An 18,418-nucleotide genomic window follows, 5' to 3' on the forward strand; every position below is an offset into this window, starting at 1 on the left:
GTCGCCGACAGCTCCAGCCGCGTCACCTCGATCTTGAGCCCCATGCTGTCCTCCGCCGCAATACGCCGACCGGAGACACAGAATCGAACATTGCAGCGAAGGGAAACTCAAATCTCGCAAGAGTCAGGATTTTCGTCGGCTGGTATTACACTCTGTCATCCTGAGCGGAGCGAAGGATCTCATGGCGGTTGCAAGCGGCGATGAGGTCCTTCGCTGCGCTCAGGACGACAATTACAGCATCTGCAGCGACTGCTTGGCCTTGGGCGGCGGGAAGGCGCGGTCGAGCTCGGCGAGCAGGTCGGCCGACAGCTTGATGTCCACTGCCGCGAGATTCTCCTTCACCCGCTCGCGCGTCATCGACTTGGGGATGGTGACCACGCCCGGTTGCGCCAGCACCCAGGCGAGCGCCAGTTGTGCCGGCGTGCAACCGAGGTTGCACGCCAGCTTCTTCAACGTCGCGTTGCCCAGCAGGCGGCCCTGGTCGAGCGGCGAGTAGGCCATCAGCGGGATCGAGCGCTGGCGCATCCAGGGCAGCAGGTCGTATTCGGGCCCGCGCTTCGACAGGCAGTAGAGCACCTGGTTGCTGCCGGTCAGGCCCTTGTCGAGGCTGGCGGCCTCTTCCATGTCGTCCGCGTCGAAGTTGCTGACGCCGAAGTCGGCGATCTTGCCGGCCTCGCGCAGGCGGAAGAAGCCCTCGTAGGTCTCGGCAAGCGGCACGCCGCCGCGCCAGTGCAGCAGGTAGAGGTCGATGCGCTCCAGCTTCATGCGCTTGAGGCTGCGCTCGCAGGCGGCGATGGTGCCGCTGCGGGTGGCGTTGTGTGGGTAAACCTTGCTGACGATGAACGGCCGCTGACGAACGCCCGCCAGCGCCTCGCCGACCATCTCCTCGGCGCCGCCATCGCCGTACATCTCGGCGGTGTCGATCATCGGATAATCGAGCTCCAGCGCGCATTTGATCGCGTCGAGCTCCTGCGCCCGCCTGGCGCGGCTTTCGCCCATCCGCCAGGTGCCGATCCCGAAGACCGGCATTTCGTTGCCGGACGGCATTTTGCAGGAACGCATCAAGAACCTTCCACCGCATTGCAACGCAAGGCCTTTACCCTATCTTACCAACTATGCCGGACTCCACAGCGCGACCTACGCAGCCGAACGGCAATTCGGCGACGGACGGAGAGCCATCGGCAACCGCGACACTGGCCAACGACGTCGTCGCCAACGGCGGGTTGTTGCGCGCCATCCTGCGCCGCCTGCGCCGCCGCGAGCGGAACGAGGCGGTCCGCGAGGCGATCGAGGAGCTGATCGAGGAGACGCCCGAGAGCGACACGCCGATCAGCGACGACCAGCGGGTCCTGCTCGCCAACATCCTGAAGCTGCGCGACAAGACCGTGCAGGACGTGATGGTGCCGCGGGTCGACATCGTCGGCATCTCGGCCGACACGCCGCTCGACGCGGTGGTGCGCCTGATCCAGGCCGAGGCCCACTCGCGCTACCCGATATTCCGCGAATCGCTCGACGACGTGATCGGCATGGTCCACATCAAGGACGTGCTGGCCTACTGGGGCACGCCCAAGAAGTTCAATCTGCGCGACATCCTGCGCCGTGTGGTGTTCGTGGCGCCGACCCTCCCGGTGCTCGACATGCTGCTCGACATGCGCCGCTCGCGCACGCACATGGCGCTGGTGGTCGACGAGTTCGGCGGCACCGACGGCCTGCTCACGATCGAGGACCTGGTCGAGGAGATCGTCGGCGAGATCGAGGACGAGCACGACGTGGCGCAGGCGCCGGTGCTGGCGCGCCGGGTCGACGGCACGATCGACGTCAACGGCCGCACCCCGGTCGAGATGCTCGAGCAGGAGCTCGGCAACGTGCTGTCGGAGGACGAGCGGCGCGAGATCGACACGGTCGGCGGCCTGATCTTCTCCCTGCTCGGCCGCATCCCCGAGCGCGGCGAGGTGGTGCGCCATCCGTCGGGCGTCGAGTTCGAGATCCTCGACGTCGATCCGCGGCGTATCCGACGATTGCGCGTCCGGCCGCCGGCCGTCGCGCAATCGGCCGCCTGATCCAGCCCTGACGTGACCAGGCTTCAGGGTACGCGCGCGATGGGCGCTGGCTTGGTGGCGGGCGCGCTCACGGCGCTCGCCATGCCGCCGCTGCACTGGCTGCCGCTGGCGGTGGCGGGCCTAGTCGTCTTCGTCTGGTTGTGGGACGGCGCGCCGACCGCGCGGATCGCCGGCTGGCGCGCCTGGTGGTGGGGCGTCGGCCATTTCATCGTCGGCTCGTACTGGATGCTCGAGGCCTTCTTCGTGCCGCCGGCCGACTTCGCGCTGCTCGGGCCGCCCGCGATCGTCGGCCTGGCGATGGTGCTGGGCGTCTTCCCGGGGCTGGCGGCATGGACGACCAAGGCGCTCGTGCTGCGCTGGCCGCAGTTCGGCAGCCGCTATCGCCGGTTGGTGCTGCTCGCCATCGCCTGGACTGCAACCGAATGGCTGCGGGGCCACGTCTTCACCGGCTATCCGTGGAATCCCCTCGGCCACGTCTGGGCCTTTGCCACGCCTTTGCTACAGGGGGCGGCGCTGGTCGGCGTGTATGGCCTCGGTACCTTGACTTTCATCGTTCTCGCCGCGCCGGCCGCCGGCTGGCGGGCGGCGCTGGGAGCCCTCGCTGCCGTGGGGGTCGCCGGCGTCGCGGGCCAACAGGCCATGCCCCCGGTTGTGGCCGACGGCCCCATGATCCGCATCGTGCAACCCAACGTGCCCCAGGCCGAGAAGTGGCGGCCCGAGAACCAGGCGCGCGAGTTGAAGAAGCTGATCGATCTCAGCCGCCGTGAAGGGTTCGACCGGCTGGCCGCCGTGGTCTGGCCCGAGACGGCCGTGCCGTTCGTCGTCCAGCCCGAATCGCCGGGCCTCTCGGCGCTGGCGACCGCGGCGCCGCGTGGCGGCTTCCTGCTGGCGGGGGCGGCGCGTGCCGGCGCCGTCGTCCAGGACGGCGTCTGGAACTCGCTGCTGGCGATCACGCCCGACGGCGAGGTCGCAGCCACTTTCGACAAGGTCCATCTCGTGCCGTTCGGCGAATACATTCCCTTTCACAAGGAGTGGCCGCCGCTGACCGGCCTGGTCGGCCGCGGCTCGTTCGAGAAAGGCGATGCCTTCGCCACCATCTCACTGCCGGGCCTGCCGAGCTTCTCGCCGCTCATTTGCTACGAGGCGATTTTCCCTGCAGAAGTCACAGCGCCGGACGCGGCGCGTCCTGCATGGTTGCTGAACGTCACCAACGACGCGTGGTTCGGCACGTCGAGTGGCCCGTATCAGCATCTCACGAGTGCGCGTCTGCGCACGATCGAAGAAGGATTGCCGATGATCCGCGCCGCCAACACCGGCGTATCGGCGGTGATCGACGCCTTTGGCCGGGTAATTGCATCACTGGAGATGGAGCGAGAAGGTGTAGTCGATCACGCGCTTCCACCTCCGCGGGCAGCAACCTTGTACGCTAGGCGGCACGATTGGACGTTGCTGGGGCTTCTGACGATACTCGCCATGTTTGTGCTCATCGCACGATCCCAACCGCGAGGTTGAGCTTGCATTCCGTTGTCGGTGCGCATATGTCATGTGCACTCTTGACGTGTAGATATGCACTTTTGCATTGACGGTGGAACAGTCTGGCACAATTCTGACGTGTCCGACTGTTATGGGGTTCAACGGCAACGGTGTTGGGATTAAAATACGGGTTGTTGGGCTCAAGACAAAAGAGGGTGAGAAGACATGGCAAGATCGCATCCGGTTGATGTGCATGTTGGCGCGCGGATGCGCCAGCGTCGCACGCTGCTCGGCATGAGCCAGGAGAAGCTCGGCACGGCCGTCGGCCTGACGTTCCAGCAGATCCAGAAGTACGAGCGCGGCTCAAACCGCATCGGCTCCAGCCGCCTCTTCGAGTTCGCCAAGGTGCTCGACGTGCCGGTGTCCTATTTCTTCGACGAGATGCCGTCGAACGCGCTGGCCGGCCGGCCGATGTCGGGCCGCGGGCGCAAGGGCGGCTTCGGCGAGGCGGCGACGCCGTTCGAGCAGGAGAAGGATCCGCTGATCAAGCGCGAGACGCTCGAGCTGGTGCGGGCCTACTACAAGATCCGCGAGAGCCGCGTGCGCAAGCGCATCTTCGAGATGGTCAAGGCGGTTGGTGCCGCCAGCCATGCCGAAGTCCTGGGCGGGCGCAAAGGTCGCTAAAAGGGCCCCTTCGCCCCTCTTGATTTCCCCGCTCGGTTGGAGTTTTTAACGACGCGGCGTCCGTCGGGACGCCGCACGCGGACGGATTTGGACGACTTGCCACCGCGAAACAAAGGCTAAGCCGGACGTTGGCGGCCCATCCCGCCCTGCCCGGAGTCCAGTGACATCTGTGGAGGGCCATGTGGCGCTGAAGGACTATCTTTTCACTTCCGAGTCGGTTTCCGAAGGTCATCCGGACAAGGTCAGCGACCAGATCTCGGACGCGATCCTCGACGCGTTCATCGCCAACGACATCAAGCTCGGCATCGCCGACGACAGCCATACCAACACCCGGCTGGGCTGCGAGACGCTGGTCACCACCAACAAGATCGTCATCGCCGGCGAGGGCCGCGCGTCGGACCCGTACATGAAGAAGTACGGCAAGCACACCATCGTCAACCGCGAGGCGCTGACCGAGATCGCCCGCGGCGTGGTGCGCGACATCGGCTACGATCAGGACGGATTCTCCTGGCACGGCGCCGACGTCGACGTGCTGCTGCACGGCCAGTCGCCCGACATCGCCATGGGCGTCAATGCCAAGAACAAGGGCGGCAATCTCGGCGAGCAGGAAGGCGCCGGCGACCAGGGCCTGATGTTCGGCTTCGCCTGCCGCGATTCGGAGGCGTACGAACCGAACTCGTTCATGCCGGCGCCGATCTACTTCTCGCACAAGATCCTCGAGGTGCTGAGCAAGGCCCGCCGCTCGGGCGAGCTCAAGGACCTGCAGCCCGACGCCAAGAGCCAGGTCACCGTACGCTACGTCGACGGCAAGGCGGTCGGCGCCACCAAGGTCGTGGTCTCGACCCAGCACCGCGAGACCAACGCCAAGGGCAAGAAATACAACTCCGGCATGATCAAGGAGATGATCGCCGCGCACGTCGAGAAGTCGCTGCCCAAGGGCTGGATGCCCAGGAAGGCCGCCGACTTCTTCGTCAACCCGACCGGCAACTTCGTGGTCGGCGGTCCCGACGGCGACTGCGGCCTCACGGGCCGCAAGATCATCGTCGACACCTACGGCGGCTACGCTCCGCACGGCGGCGGCGCCTTCTCGGGCAAGGACCCGACCAAGGTCGACCGCTCGGCCGCCTATGCCGCGCGCTATCTCGCCAAGAACGTCGTCGCTGCGGGCCTCGCCGATCGCTGCCTGATCCAGGTCGCCTATGCGATCGGCGTCGCCGATCCGATGTCGCTCTATGTCGATACCCAGGGCACCGGCAAGGTCGACGAGCGCAAGCTCGAGAAGGCGCTGAACGATATCTTCCCGCTGCGGCCGACCAACATCCGCCGTAGCCTGAAGCTCAACAAGCCGATCTACCAGCGCACCGCCGCCTATGGCCATTTCGGCCGCAAGCCGGAAAAGGACGGCAGCTTCTCGTGGGAGCGGCTGGATCTGGTGCCGGAGCTGAAGCGGGCCTTCAGCGCACGTTAAGATCAAGCCGTAATCGATTGATTCAGCGTTAATTTCTGATAGGTTGCTCGACGGCGTCCCGCGCCGCCGAGCAGCCATGGCCCCCTCCGAATCCGCCGTCCTCGTCCTCGATCCGCCGCGTTCACGTGGCGTCGACAGCCTGATGCGGGCGCTGCTCTACATCGTGCGCCAGCTCGGCCGTCCGGTGAGCGAGGCCGAATTGCGCGACGCCGCCGCCCTGCCGGCGGGCCCGCTCGATCCCGCGACCTTCCTGCTCGCCGCTCGCCGGCTGGGCTTCGTCTGCCAGGCCGTCGATCCCGCCCGCACGCCGCTGCCAGCCATGGCGATGCCGTTCGTCCTGATCGGCGGCCGGCAACCGGCGCGCGTCGTGGTGTCGATCAAGGCGGGGCGCGCCGTCGTGCTCGACGTGGTCGAAGGGCATGTCGTCGAGGCCGAGCTCGTCAACCTGCTCGAGCCTGGCTGCCAGGCGTTGGTGCTGCGCATGCCGCCGCCGAGCATGCCGGAACCGGAGGCATGGTACGCGCCGATCTGGGCCGCGATCCGGCCGGCCCTCGCGCAGCTCGCGATGGTGTCGTTCGCGGTCAATCTGCTCGCGCTGGCCAGCCCCTTGTTCATGATGCTGGTGGTCAACCGCCTGGCCGGCCATGCGCCCGCCGAGGCGATGGGGCTGATCGCCCTGCTGGCGGCCGGCCTGTTCGCCGTCTACGCCATCGACTTCGGCTTGCGCCTGATCCGCGGCTGGCTGTCGGCGCGCGCGGCGGCGCGGCTCGACCTGCAGATGAGCACGCAGGTCGTGCATCACCTGGTGCGCCTGCCCTACGGCCATTTCGAGCGCAACACCGTGGGCGTCATCGCCGAGCGCCTGCGCCAGCTCGACGTGCTGCGCGGCTTCTGTGCCGGCCAGTTGCCGGCGCTCGCCATCGATCTGGTCTTCGCGGCCCTCTTCCTCGCGGCCTTGTTCGCGATCGACGGCTGGCTGGGCCTGGTCGCGCTCGCGGCGATCCCGCTGCTGCTCGCGGTGCCGCTGGCCAGCCATCGCACGCAACGCCGCCTCGCCGACGAATTGTTCCAGGCCTTGGCGGCCAAGGGCTCGGCGCTGACCGAGACCGTCGCCAACGCCGCCACCGTCAAGGCGCTCGGGCTCGAGGCCGAAGTCGAACGGCGCTGGCGGGCGCGGGTCGAACGCGCGGCCCACTCGAGCTTCCGCGCCAGCCAGCTCGGCAACGTCACCGCGTCGGCCTCGGCGAGCCTGCAGCTGCTGGCGCTGCTCGCCGTGGTTCTGCTCGGCGTGCACGAGATCGCGCGCGGCCATCTCACGATCGGCGGCCTGGTCGCCGCCAACCTGCTGGCGGCGCGCGCGCTGCTGCCGATGCGCCAGATCGCCTCGGCCTGGCAGCAGCTGCAGGGCGCGCGCTCGGCCTTCGCGCGACTCGACGAGCTGATGACCGAGCCGGCCGAGAGCCCGTCCGGCGCCCTCGCGCCAATACCGCTCGGCGCGGGCCGCATCGCCCTCGAGCGGGTGTGCTGGCGGCCGCAGGACGATGCGGCGGACGTGCTGCGGGGCGCCGACCTCGCGATCGCGGGCGGTGAGATCATCGGCCTGGTCGGGCCGTCAGGCTCGGGCAAGACGACGCTCGCCAACATGATCCAGGGCCTGCACCGGCCGACCGCGGGCCGTGTGCTGGTCGACGGCATGGACGTGGCGCACCTTGCGCCGGCGCAACTGCGAGCCGAGATCGGCTGCGTGCCGCAGGAGGTGCAGCTGTTCGCGGGCTCGGTGCTGGACAACATCGCGATGGGCGTCGCCGACAAGGATCCGGCAATCGTCGCCGCCGCAGCCTGCTTCGTCGGCGCGCACGATTTCATCGAGCGCCTGCCGCAGGGCTACGACACCGTGCTGGGCGAGCGCGGGCAGGGGCTGTCGATGGGCCAGCGCCAGCTGCTCTGTATCGCCCGCGCCCTGATCCGCAATCCGCGCATCCTGATCCTCGACGAGGCGACCAGCGCGCTCGATCCCGCGACCGAGGAGCAGCTCCTGCGCCGGCTGCGCGGCAGCCTGCAGGGCCGTACCGTGATCATGATCACCCATCGCCTGGCGCCGCTCGCCATCGCCGATCGCGTGGCGCTGGTGATGGACGGCCGCATCGAGACCACCGGCACGCCGACCGAGGTGATGGCCTATGCCCGCCTGCGCATGGCCGAGGCGAGCCGCCGCCACGCGCCTGTTTGATTGGCCGGCCTGATCAGATCAGATCATCTCGACGAAGTCCGGATCCTCGAGCCGCGCCAGCCGCTCGCTGGCCAGCCGCGCGCAATCGATCAGCAGCGACTTGCGCCGCGCCGCCGCGACGGGCCGGCTCGGCGGATGGCGCAGGATCTCGCCGCCATAGGCGTCGGCCACGATCAAGCCGATCTCCGGCGGGATCAGCGCCTGCGGGAAGTCGACCGCCACCGCGAAGTAGAGCTGGTCGCACCAGTCGAGATAGTCGGGCCATTTGAGGTCGGCGCGCCAATCCTCGATCGAGGACTTGACCTCGACGATGGTGAGATGGCCGCCGCGACCGACCGCGAAGATGTCGGCGCGTCGGCCGTCGGGCAGCGGCATCTCGAGCAGCACCGAATGGCCGGCCTGGCGCATCAGCCGGCAGGCACCGCGGCAGACCGCGATGGTGACGTCGGGCCGGGTCTGGCGGGCGGGGACGACGGGATCCATGGCGCGGCTGCTGCGCTACGGCTTTGGCGGTGGCCCCAGCCGCGGTACCGCATCGCCCGGCGACCGCTCGGGCTTGGCGGTGAACTTGTCGGCCAGCGCCTCGGCCTGCTTGCGGTCCTGCTCGTTGACCTTCGCGCCCGCCTTCTCGCGGATGCTCTGGCCGTCGAGGGCGCCGCCGCGTTCGGCCAGCACCAGCCACTTGTAGCCTTCGACCGGATCGGCCGTGCTCGCCGCGCCGGCCGTCAGGAAAAGGCCGAGCGCCTGCTGCGCCTCGGGCATGCCCTGCGCCGCGGCGTGCGCGTACCATTGCTGCGCCTGCTGCGGATTGCGGATCACGCCCATGCCGGCGAGATAGGCGTTGGCGAGCTTGAACTGCGCCGCGGCGATGCCGGCGTTGGCCGCGCCCTCGTACCAGGTGACGGCAGCCTGCAGCAGCTTCTGGTTGGTCGCCTTGTCGCGCGTGGCGGGCATGCGGGCGATCAGGTCGCCCATCGCGAGGGACGCTTCGGGCGCGCCGTTCTTGTCGGCATACATCAGCCAGGTCTGCGCCGCCGCGAGGTCCTGGCGCACGCCGTTGCCTTCGCTCAGCGCCAGGCCGTAGCGCAGCGCGGCCAGCGGATGGCCAAGCTGCGCGGCGCGGCGATAGAGGTCGGCGGCGCGCACCGGATCGGCCATCGCGTTACCCTGCACCTCGTCCATCGCGCGGCCGAGCGCGTAGAGCGCATAGGGATCGTCCTGCGCCGCCGCCTTCTCCAGCCAGGCGCGCGCCTTGATCAGGTCGCGCTGGATGCCCTGGCCCCGGAAGTACATCGTGCCGGCATTGATCTCGGCGCGGCGGTGGCCGGCCGTGGCGGCTTTCTCGAACAGATCGAGCGCCTTGGCGTCGTTGCGCGGAATGCCCTCGGCGCCTTCGGCGTATAGCAGGCCGAGGCGATGCGCGCCCTCGGCCGAGCCCGCGTCGGCGGCGCGCTGCAGCAGCGGCAGCGCCTCGCGCGCGCGGCCGCGCTCGACCAGCACCGCGCCGAGCCACGCCTGCGCGTCGGCGTCGCTTGCCGCCAGCGGACGCAGCGCCTGCTCGGCGGTGGCCAGGTCTCCGGCGCGATAGGCGACCACCGCCGCGCGCAGGCCCGGCGCGACATCTGACGCGTCGGTCGACTGGGCGCGGGCAGGGGCCGCCGCGATGAGCAGCGCCAGCAGCGCCGCCCGTGCTGCGATCATTTGGTCTTGAAGGTGAAGGCCGCGGCCTGGGCCTTGGCCTTCTCGATCTCGTCGGGCTTGAGCTCGCGCGCCACCTGCTCGAGCAGCGCGGCGGCATTGGGCGAGTTCCAGAGCTCGGCGATCGCCAGCCACTTATAGGAATCGAACATGCTCTTGGGCATGCCCTTGCCCTCGGCATAGGCGCCGGCCAGCGGAATCATCGCCGGCACGTAGCCGCGCTCGGCCGCGTCGAGTAGCAACGGCGCGGCCTTGCCGAGATCGAACATCTTCGAATCGGGATTGCCGTAGACATAGAGGCCGAGCAGGAACTGCGCCCGCGGATCGCGCTCCTTCACCAGCACCTGCAGATCCTTCTCGGCCTGCACCACGTCGCCGGCCTGCAGGGACTTGGCGGCTTCCTCGATCCCGGCCCAGGCGGGCGGAGCGGCAACGGCCAGGGCGGCCGCCAGGGCGGTGGCAATCAATGGGCGGCGGACTGGATTCACGAACGTGGCTCCCGACTCTTTGGGGTGAGTGGCCCATCTACCACGGACAGCCGGGGCGGGCACCGCGCGGTTTTTCCTCTGCCGTCGGAAAGCCTCCGTCAAAAGTATGTCGCACTCGAAACAGACCACCCTGGCCGCGCTGGAATCCCTATGCTGTTGAAAAGTCACGAGAAGTCGAGACGGAGACAGATTCGGAGGCGAATCTGTATGTCTTTTTTGCCTATCTTGTATCGCGGAGAACCAAAATTCGTGAGGAATTAGAAGCACATAACAAGTGGAGATATGCGCTTTTGCAAGTGACAGCGGGTCGGTCCCTTTGCTAAGGTCCGCTTCGTCGAGTTCAGAGATAGTCCGCCGGCGGCTCCCCAGGCCGCTCATCGAAGCCCCCTTCCCACACACCCCAAGGCTTCGATATCCCACACCCAGGCGGACTCCCAAGGAAGGCCGGTCGTTCCCCAAGCGACCGGCCTTTCTCATTTGCGCGATCTGCTGCGGCACCGGACGCAGGGTGCCCTGAGCGCAACGATCCGAAATCCTGAGGAAAACCTGCGATGTCCTTGAAATCGCTTGGTGAACCGTTCGTGAGGCCGTTCGGCAGATATCCCAAAAACGTCTATCTTGTTAAAAACAATGCAATGAAATCAGTCAGTCCGACCACGGAGATATGCATCTTTGCAGATTACGTGGTTTGCTTCGTGTGTTAAAGTTACCGCATTAAAGCTATTCATATTGTGTTGGTTTGATATGAAAATTATCGGATTCCCGATCGATGTCTCACGGTCCCAGGACGGGCGCATCGTGCGCGGTCTCAGGACGCGGCAATCGCTGATCCAGGCGACTCTCGATCTCATCCAGGCCGGCGACGTCGAACCGACCTCCGCCGCCATCGCCACCATCGCCGGCGTCTCCAGCCGAGCACTGTTCCAGCACTTCACCAGCCTCGCCGATCTCTACGCCGCCGCCTTCGACCTCGCGGTCAGCCGGGCGTTCGACCGGAGCCGTCCGGTCGAGGCCGAGGCGCCGCTGTCGACCCGCATCGAGCTGCTGGTGTCCGATCGCTCGGAGCTGTTCGAGGAATGGCTGCCGGTGTGGCACTTCGCTGAGCGCGTGCGCTCGGTCGCCCCGGCGATCGGGCTCGGCGTCCAGCAGCTGCGCTCGCTCCTGCGCGCGCGGCTCGCCGCATCGTTCGCGACCGAGCTCGACAATCTCGATCCCGCCGCGCGCGACCTCGTGCTCGATTCGCTCGATGTCGCCTTCGGGCTCGACAGCTGGATGAACATGCGCGAGCAGCTCCGGCTGTCGCCGATCCACGCCTCGCGCACCTGGCGTTTCACGGCCGAGGCGATCGTCCTGCAGGCCCTCACCGTTCCCACGCAGCCCGTGGCGGTGGCGTAACCCGCCACCAGCGGCGAAGCACCCTTCCCACAAAACCCACCGCTTCGCTGTTTACCCACCCACCCAGTCACGGGCTCACCAGGAGGCCGGTCGTTTCCCCAAGCGACCGGCCTTTCCTTTGCCGGCCCGGAGCCGAACGGGCGCATGAAAAAGGCGGCGTTTCCGCCGCCTTTCCGTCGTCCGGTCGCCGGAGGCTCTAGTTGGCCTTGGCGCGGAACTTCTCGTGGCAGGCGCCGCAGGCCTTGCCGGTGTCGCCGAACGCCGCCGTGACGGCCGCGAGATCGCCCGAGCCTGCAGCCACGGCGAGCTTGTCGTAGGCGGCATCGGCCGCCTTGCTGGCGGCCTGGAAGCCGGCCGAGTCGCTCCACACCGTCGGCAGCGCCTTGGTCTCGCCCTTGTCGGAGCCCGCCGGGAACAATTTGTCGAAGGCGTTCTCGAGCTGCTTCAGCTTGGCGGCGCTCGCCACCACGGTCTTCGCGTCGCCCTTGGAATCGATGACGGCCTTGATGGCGCGCATCTCACCCGCCGTGGCCTTGCGGTTTTCCTGGCGCTGCTTGATGACGTCGGCCTGGGCGAAGGCGACGGTTGTCCCGCCGACCATGCCGCCCGCGGCCAGGGCGCCGACCAGTGCTGCGACCAGAGTCTTCCTGTTCATAGCCATCCCCATTTTGATTTCAAGGAAACCCGCCAGCGGAAGCTGCCCCGACGGCCGATCATTTGTCGCAAAGATTCGTGCCAATACGAACGTCGCTGTCAGAATCTTCCATCACGAATGCGTGTGAGATGCTTTATTTGACGGCGCGCCGATCGGCGATTGCAGGCGCCGCTGAGCCGCCCGATAAGACCGCGTTGCCGCGCGAACCAGGAGGCTGCATGCGGTTCCGGACTCTGCTCAAGGTGATGGCTGCGCTCGCGCTCGCTTGCGCCGTTGCGGGCTTCGCCCTCACCGTGCCGTCACGAATTCCAGCGCGCGATCTTGGGCGGCACAAACTCGATATCGCGAACGGCAAGACCATGTTCGACATCGGCGGCTGCGCCTCCTGCCACACGACGCTGAAGCGGGACGATCCCACCCAGCTGGGCGGCGGGTTGGCGCTGGCGACGCCCTTCGGCACCTTCCTGGCTCCCAACATATCGCCCGATCCGAAGCATGGCATCGGCGCGTGGTCGGAGTACGACTTCGTCAACGCGCTCAAGCGGGGCGTCGACGAAGACGGCGACCATCTCTATCCGGCGTTTCCCTACACGTCCTATCAGCGCATGCAGCTCGACGACGTGCGCGATCTCTTCGCTTACCTCAAGACCTTGCCGCCCGTCGCCACGCCCTCCGAGCCGCATCAGCTGACCTTTCCGTTCAACGTGCGGCGCGGCCTCGGGCTGTGGCAGCAGCTCTATGTCGACGGTAAGGCCTTCCGGCCTGACCCGTCCAAGGACGCGGTCTGGAATCGCGGCGCCTATCTGGTGGAGGGGCCGGGCCATTGCGCCGAGTGTCACAGCCCGCGCAACTTGATCGGCGGCATCGATTCGGACCGCCGCTTCGCCGGTGGGCTCGACGCCGAGGGAAAGAGCTGGGTGCCGAACATCACGCCCCACGCGGACGGCATTCCCAACTACTCGGTGAAGGACATCGCCTATCTTCTGGAAACCGGCTTTACGCCGGATTTCGATTCGGTCGGCTCGAGCATGGCCGACGTCGTGAAGAACACCGGCAAGCTTTCCGCCGACGACCGCAACGCGATCGCCGTCTATATCAAATCGTTGCCGCCGCGGCCGGGTAAGGCGTCGTCGCGCAAGCATTGACGTGGCCGGGGTGGTCCCGCCCGGCCTTGCTGGCCGGATAGGGCATCTCTAGGGTGGGTCCCTCACCCTAGAGAACCTGGATTCTGCACGATGAAATTTACGGGAACCGATTCCTACGTCGCCAGCGACGACCTGCGCGTGGCGGTCAACGCCTCGATCGCACTGCAGCGGCCGCTGCTGATCAAGGGCGAGCCGGGCACCGGCAAGACGGTGCTGGCGCACGAAGTCGCCAAGGCGCTCGGCGCGCCGATCATCGAGTGGCACATCAAGTCGACCACCAAGGCGCAGCAGGGCCTCTACGAGTACGACGCGGTCAGCCGCCTGCGCGACAGCCAGCTCGGCGACGAGCGCGTCAAGGACATCTCGAACTACATCAAGAAGGGCAAGCTGTGGGAGGCCTTCACCTCCGAGCAGCGGCCGATCCTGCTGATCGACGAGATCGACAAGGCCGACATCGAGTTCCCGAACGACCTGCTGCTCGAGCTCGATCGCATGGAGTTCTACGTCTACGAGACGCAGCAGGTCATCAAGGCGGAGCAGCGGCCGATCGTGATGATCACCTCGAACAACGAGAAGGAGCTGCCCGACGCCTTCCTGCGCCGCTGCTTCTTCCACTACATCCGCTTCCCCGATCGCGAGATCATGACCCAGATCGTGGACGTCCACTTTCCCGACCTGCAGCGCACGCTGCTGCGCGAGGCGCTGAACATCTTCTACGACATCCGCGACGTGCCCGGCCTCAAGAAGAAGCCGTCGACCTCCGAGCTGCTCGACTGGCTGAAGCTCTTGATGGTCGAGGACATGCCGCCGGAATCGCTGCGGTCGAAGGACAGCAAGCAGCTCATCCCGCCGCTGCACGGCGCGCTGCTCAAGAACGAGCAGGACGTCCATCTGTTCGAACGGTTGGCCTTCATGGCGCGCCGGGAGCAGCGGCAGTGATGGGGCCTACCCCCTCCCTGCCTCCCCCGTCTGACGGGGGAGGTGCCCGAAGGGCGGAGGGGGAGAGCGACCGGAGGACGTAAATGTTCACCAACTTCTTCCTCGAGCTGCGCCAGGCCAAGGTGCCGGTCTCCATCAAGGAGTACCTCGCCCTGATGGAGGGCATGGCGGAACACGTCGCCGACTACAGCGTCGACGACTTCTACTACCTGTCGCGCGCCATCCTGGTGAAGGACGAGCGCAACCTCGACAAGTTCGACAAGGTGTTCGGCCACGTCTTCAAGGGCCTCGAGGCGCTGCCGGCCGAAGGCGTCACCGCCGAGATTCCCGAGGAGTGGCTGCGCAAGCTCGCCGAGAAGCTTCTGACCGATGAGGAGAAGAAGCAGATCGAGGCGATGGGCGGCTGGGAGAAGCTCATGGAGACGCTGAAGAAGCGTCTCGAGGAGCAGCAGAAGCGCCATCAGGGCGGCTCGAAGTGGATCGGCACCGCCGGCACCTCGCCGTTCGGCGCCTACGGCTTCAATCCCGAGGGCGTGCGCATCGGCCAGGACAAGAACCGCGAGGGCCGCGCCGTCAAGGTCTGGGACAAGCGCGAGTACAAGAACCTCGACGACACCGTCGAGATCGGCACGCGCAACATCAAGATCGCGCTGCGCCGCCTGCGCAAGTTCGCGCGCGAAGGCGCCGAGGTCGAGCTCGACATGCCCGACACCATCCGCTCGACGGCGCGCAACGCGGGCTATCTCGACATCAAGATGATCCCCGAGCGGCGCAACAAGGTGAAGTTGCTGCTGCTGTTCGACATCGGCGGCTCGATGGACGCGCACATCCGCGTCTGCGAGGAGCTGTTCTCGGCGGCGCGCTCGGAGTTCAAGCACCTCGAGTTCTTCTACTTCCACAACTGCCTCTACGAGAAGCTGTGGAGAGACAACCGCCGGCGCCACGTCGACACCTATCCGACGGCGCAGCTGCTGAACACCTTCCCGCCCGACTACAAGATCATCTTCGTCGGCGACGCCTCGATGAGCCCCTACGAGATCGCCTATCCCGGCGGCTCGGTGGAGCACTGGAACGAGGAGGCGGGCCAGGTTTGGATCCAGCGCATGGCTGACACGTACCGGTCGATGGTCTGGCTGAATCCGGTGCCGGAGCGGCACTGGAGCTACACGCCGTCGATCCAGCTGCTGCAGCAGCTCAGCTCCAACCGCATGTTCCCCTTGACCTTGGGCGGTTTGGACAGCGCAATGAAGGAGCTGAACAAGTAAGACCGCGTCTGCGGCTTGCCCCCTCCCTGCCTCCCCCGTCTGACGGGGGAGGTGGCCGAAGGCCGGAGGGGAAAGCGCCAGTGACGGTCCATCATAGGAGGAAACGCAGATGAAGACCGGGCCGGCGATCGCCGACATCCTGAAAAAAGAGGGCGTGGAGTATCTCTTCGCCTATCCGGTCAACCATCTGATCGAGGCCTGCGCCGCCGTCGACATCCGTCCGATCATCGTGCGCCAGGAGCGCATCGGCCTGCACATGGCCGATGCCATGTCGCGCCTCTCCAAGGGCCGCAAGATGGGCGTGTTCTGCATGCAGAGCGGTCCGGGCTCGGAGAACGCCTATGGCGGCGTGGCTCAGGCGTTCGGCGAATCGGTGCCGCTGCTGGTGATCCCGCAGGGCTATCCGCGCCGCATCGCGCACGTGGCGCCGAACTTCAACTCGACGCTCGCCATGGCGCATGTCGCCAAGCACAGCGAGCCGGTCACGTCCGGCAAGGAGATCGTCAACATCATGCGGCGGGCGTTCAGCCTGCTGCGCAACGGCCGCGGCTCGCCGGTGATCGTCGAGCTGCCCAACGACGCCTATGCCGAGGACGCGCCCGATCCGCTGAACTACGAGCCGGTGGTCGCGACTAGGTACGGTCCCGATCCGGCGGCGGTGAAGGAAGCGGCCGAAGTGCTGATGAAGGCGAAGCGGCCGGTGATCTACGCGGGTCAGGGCGTGCACTGGGCCGAGGCCTATGCCGAGCTGCGCGAGCTGGCCGAGACGCTGGCGATCCCGGTCTGCACCAGCCTCGAGGGCAAGAGCTGCTTCGACGAGACCCATCCGCTGTCGCTGGGCTCGGGCGGCCGCGCCTATCCGAAGGCGGTGCGCTCCTTCCTCGACCGCGCCGACGTCATCCTCGGCATCGGCTGCTCGTTCACCGAGACCAACTTCGGCATCTCGATGCCGAGCGGCAAGACGATCATTCACGCCACGCTCGATCCCGCGCATCTCAACAAGGACGTGAAGATCAAGTACGGCCTGGTCGGCGACGCCAAGCTGACGCTGCGTGCCCTGGTCGATGCCTGCAAGGGCGCCGGCCGGCGCGATTCCGCCCCGGTCGCCGCCGAGATCAAGCAGATCTCGGACGGGTGGCTGAAGGAGTGGATGCCGAAGCTCACCAACAACGACGCACCGCTCAATCCCTACCGCGTGCTGTGGGACCTGCAGAACACCGTCGACGTCGCCAACACAATCATCACCCACGACGCCGGGTCCCCTCGCGACCAGCTCTCGCCGTTCTGGAAGACGACGCAGCCGCACACCTACATCGGCTGGGGCAAGACCACGCAGCTCGGCTACGGCCTTGGCCTCGCGATGGGCGCCAAGCTGACCTGCCCCGACAAGCTCTGCATCAACGTCTGGGGCGACGCCGCGATCGGCTTCACCGGCATGGACTTCGAGACGGCGGTGCGCGAGCGCATTCCGATCATGTCGATCCTGCTCAACAACTTCTCGATGGCGATCGAGCTGCACATCATGAAGGTGTCGACCGAGAAGTACCGCTCGACCGACATCTCCGGCGACTACGCCGCGATGGCGCGCGCCTTCGGCGGCTACGGCGAGCGGGTGACCAAGCCCGAGGACATCATTCCCGCGATCAAGCGCGGCATCGAGCAGACCAGGAAGGGCGTGCCGGTGTTGCTGGAGTTCATCACCTCGAAGGAAGTCGGCATCTCGGTGCCGAAGTAGGGCTCCGCCGTCTCGACCGGAGCAAAGCGGGGGTGGAGAGATCCTCTCTCCACTGACGCGATCGTGAGTGTGGAGAGAAGGCCCCTCGGCTACGCTCGGGGCGACGAGAGGGAGGCGCCACATGACGAAGATCCTCACCCCCACCGCAGAGCATGACGTCGCCGCGCGCGACGGGCTCTGGATGAGCCCGGCCGCTGCCGAGAAGGTCACCGGCTGGACGCTGAAACCCGAGGGCATGTGCCGCGCCGAGGCCTGCGTGCCGCTGCCGGCGTCGGCGGTCGGCACCAGCGAGGTCGATGTCGCGGCGTTCTGGACCAAGCTCGGCGGCCCGGTGATCGCGAGCGATCAGCGCGACGTCTGGGCGCTCGGCGCGCCGGCCGATGAGCGCAACGCCGCGCTCGAAGGATTGGAGGCGCCGGACTTCACCCTGCCCGACGTGAACGGCGTGCCGCGCACGCTGTCGCAGCTTCGCGGCAAGAAGGTCTTCCTCGCCACCTGGGCCAGTTGGTGAGGCTGCCGGTTTGACTTGCCCGTGTGGCAGGAACTCTACGCCGAACTGAAAGACAAGAACTTCATGGTGGTCGCCGTCGCCGAGGAAAGCCGCGGCGCCGATCACGCGCGGCCGTGGATCGACCAGGCCAAGTCCGACTACTGGCAGCTGATCGACACCGAGCATCGCCTCGAGGATCTCTACAATCTGGTGAACGTCCCGCAGGCGATCTGGATCGACGGGCAGGGCCGCATCGTGCGGCCGCCGGAGACGGCGGGCTCGACCGACCACTTCCGGCGCATGGACCTCAAGACCCGCACCATGGCGCCCAAGGACCAGGAGGAGCGGCTCGCTGCCCGCCAGGCCTATCTCGAGGCGGTGCGCGCCTGGGTGACGACCGGCAAGCACGCGCTGGCCGCCACCGCAGCCCGTGCGACTCTGCCCAAGGTCACGCCGGAAATCGCCGAAGCGTGGGCGCGCTTCCGGCTCGGCGTCTGGCTGCGCGCGCAGGGCCGCACCGCCGAAGGCGACAGGCAGATGGCCGAAGCCAGCCGCCTGCATCCCGATTCATGGAGTATGTGGCGGCAGGCCGCCGACCTCGATGAAGTCGGCAAGGCCTCGGGCGCCGACTTCTGGAAACGCGTGCAAGCTCTGGGTGACAGGCCGTACTATCCGCCCCCGAAACTCTAGGGG

Annotated in this window: 16 protein-coding genes; 11 read left to right on the plus strand and 5 right to left on the minus strand. The window is 67.0% G+C overall.

Features of this window, described 5'->3' with window-relative positions; all coding sequences use genetic code 11:
- Positions 1-231 precede the first annotated feature (231 nt).
- Entirely contained in the window at positions 232-1,062 is an 831-nt protein-coding gene (locus J0J01_RS31710; protein WP_296387638.1) for an aldo/keto reductase, read from the minus strand.
- Positions 1,063-1,115: 53 nt separating this feature from the next.
- On the opposite strand from J0J01_RS31710, the gene J0J01_RS31715 reads away from it, so the two are divergent.
- The 5 genes from J0J01_RS31715 (at position 1,116) to J0J01_RS31735 (ending at position 7,915) form a co-directional block, all read left to right on the plus strand.
- On the plus strand, positions 1,116-2,060 hold the full coding sequence (locus J0J01_RS31715) for a hemolysin family protein (protein ID WP_296387639.1): 945 nt from the start codon (positions 1,116-1,118) through the stop codon (positions 2,058-2,060).
- 12 nt (positions 2,061-2,072) lie between these two features.
- Complete coding sequence (gene lnt / locus J0J01_RS31720; RefSeq protein WP_296387640.1) at positions 2,073-3,572, plus strand: apolipoprotein N-acyltransferase; 1,500 nt, start codon at positions 2,073-2,075, stop codon at positions 3,570-3,572.
- 228 nt (positions 3,573-3,800) lie between these two features.
- Complete coding sequence (locus J0J01_RS31725; protein ID WP_296387641.1) at positions 3,801-4,217, plus strand: helix-turn-helix domain-containing protein; 417 nt, start codon at positions 3,801-3,803, stop codon at positions 4,215-4,217.
- A 181-nt stretch (positions 4,218-4,398) separates the two neighbouring features.
- Positions 4,399-5,685 carry a methionine adenosyltransferase gene (gene metK / locus J0J01_RS31730; protein WP_296387665.1) on the plus strand — a complete coding sequence of 429 codons (1,287 nt, stop codon included), beginning with the start codon at positions 4,399-4,401 and terminating at the stop codon, positions 5,683-5,685.
- A 76-nt stretch (positions 5,686-5,761) separates the two neighbouring features.
- A complete protein-coding gene (locus J0J01_RS31735; RefSeq protein WP_296387642.1) occupies positions 5,762-7,915 on the plus strand; it encodes a peptidase domain-containing ABC transporter in 2,154 nt (717 codons plus the stop codon).
- Positions 7,916-7,933: 18 nt separating this feature from the next.
- On the opposite strand, the gene J0J01_RS31740 is transcribed toward J0J01_RS31735, so the two are convergent.
- The 3 genes from J0J01_RS31740 to J0J01_RS31750 are packed head-to-tail and all read right to left on the minus strand — an operon-like array spanning position 7,934 to position 10,101.
- Positions 7,934-8,398 carry an MmcB family DNA repair protein gene (locus tag J0J01_RS31740; protein ID WP_296387643.1) on the minus strand — a complete coding sequence of 155 codons (465 nt, stop codon included), beginning with the start codon at positions 8,396-8,398 and terminating at the stop codon, positions 7,934-7,936.
- 15 nt (positions 8,399-8,413) lie between these two features.
- The gene (locus J0J01_RS31745; RefSeq protein ID WP_296387644.1) at positions 8,414-9,616 is read right to left on the minus strand and encodes a tetratricopeptide repeat protein; all 1,203 of its coding nucleotides are present in this window, start codon (positions 9,614-9,616) and stop codon (positions 8,414-8,416) included.
- Positions 9,613-10,101 (minus strand): hypothetical protein, encoded by a 489-nt coding sequence (locus J0J01_RS31750; RefSeq protein ID WP_296387645.1) that lies wholly within the window; start codon positions 10,099-10,101, stop codon positions 9,613-9,615. The genes J0J01_RS31745 and J0J01_RS31750 overlap by 4 nt, the downstream gene beginning before the upstream one ends.
- A 744-nt stretch (positions 10,102-10,845) precedes the next feature.
- Between J0J01_RS31750 and J0J01_RS31755 the strand changes: the two genes are divergently transcribed.
- Positions 10,846-11,496 (plus strand): TetR/AcrR family transcriptional regulator, encoded by a 651-nt coding sequence (locus J0J01_RS31755; RefSeq protein ID WP_296387646.1) that lies wholly within the window; start codon positions 10,846-10,848, stop codon positions 11,494-11,496.
- A gap of 196 nt (positions 11,497-11,692) precedes the next feature.
- Here the strand turns inward: J0J01_RS31755 and J0J01_RS31760 are convergent, their stop codons facing one another.
- Positions 11,693-12,151: a cytochrome c gene (locus tag J0J01_RS31760; RefSeq protein ID WP_296387647.1), complete on the minus strand. Its 459-nt coding sequence runs from the start codon at positions 12,149-12,151 to the stop codon at positions 11,693-11,695.
- Positions 12,152-12,369: 218 nt separating this feature from the next.
- Between J0J01_RS31760 and J0J01_RS31765 the strand changes: the two genes are divergently transcribed.
- The 5 genes from J0J01_RS31765 (at position 12,370) to J0J01_RS31785 (ending at position 18,415) form a co-directional block, all read left to right on the plus strand.
- Complete coding sequence (locus J0J01_RS31765; RefSeq protein ID WP_296387648.1) at positions 12,370-13,296, plus strand: cytochrome c; 927 nt, start codon at positions 12,370-12,372, stop codon at positions 13,294-13,296.
- 90 nt (positions 13,297-13,386) lie between these two features.
- Positions 13,387-14,235, plus strand: coding sequence for a MoxR family ATPase (locus J0J01_RS31770; RefSeq protein WP_296387649.1), 849 nt, complete (start codon positions 13,387-13,389; stop codon positions 14,233-14,235).
- Positions 14,236-14,318: 83 nt separating this feature from the next.
- Positions 14,319-15,500, plus strand: a complete 1,182-nt coding sequence (locus tag J0J01_RS31775) for a VWA domain-containing protein (protein WP_296387650.1) — start codon at positions 14,319-14,321, stop codon at positions 15,498-15,500.
- 109 nt (positions 15,501-15,609) lie between these two features.
- Positions 15,610-17,235 (plus strand): thiamine pyrophosphate-requiring protein, encoded by a 1,626-nt coding sequence (locus J0J01_RS31780; RefSeq protein ID WP_296387651.1) that lies wholly within the window; start codon positions 15,610-15,612, stop codon positions 17,233-17,235.
- A gap of 121 nt (positions 17,236-17,356) precedes the next feature.
- Positions 17,357-18,415, plus strand: coding sequence for a TlpA disulfide reductase family protein (locus tag J0J01_RS31785; protein ID WP_296387652.1), 1,059 nt, complete (start codon positions 17,357-17,359; stop codon positions 18,413-18,415).
- Positions 18,416-18,418 lie beyond the last annotated feature (3 nt).

The sequence above is a fragment of the Reyranella sp. genome, from assembly GCF_017305915.1.
Lineage (GTDB): Bacteria > Pseudomonadota > Alphaproteobacteria > Reyranellales > Reyranellaceae > Reyranella.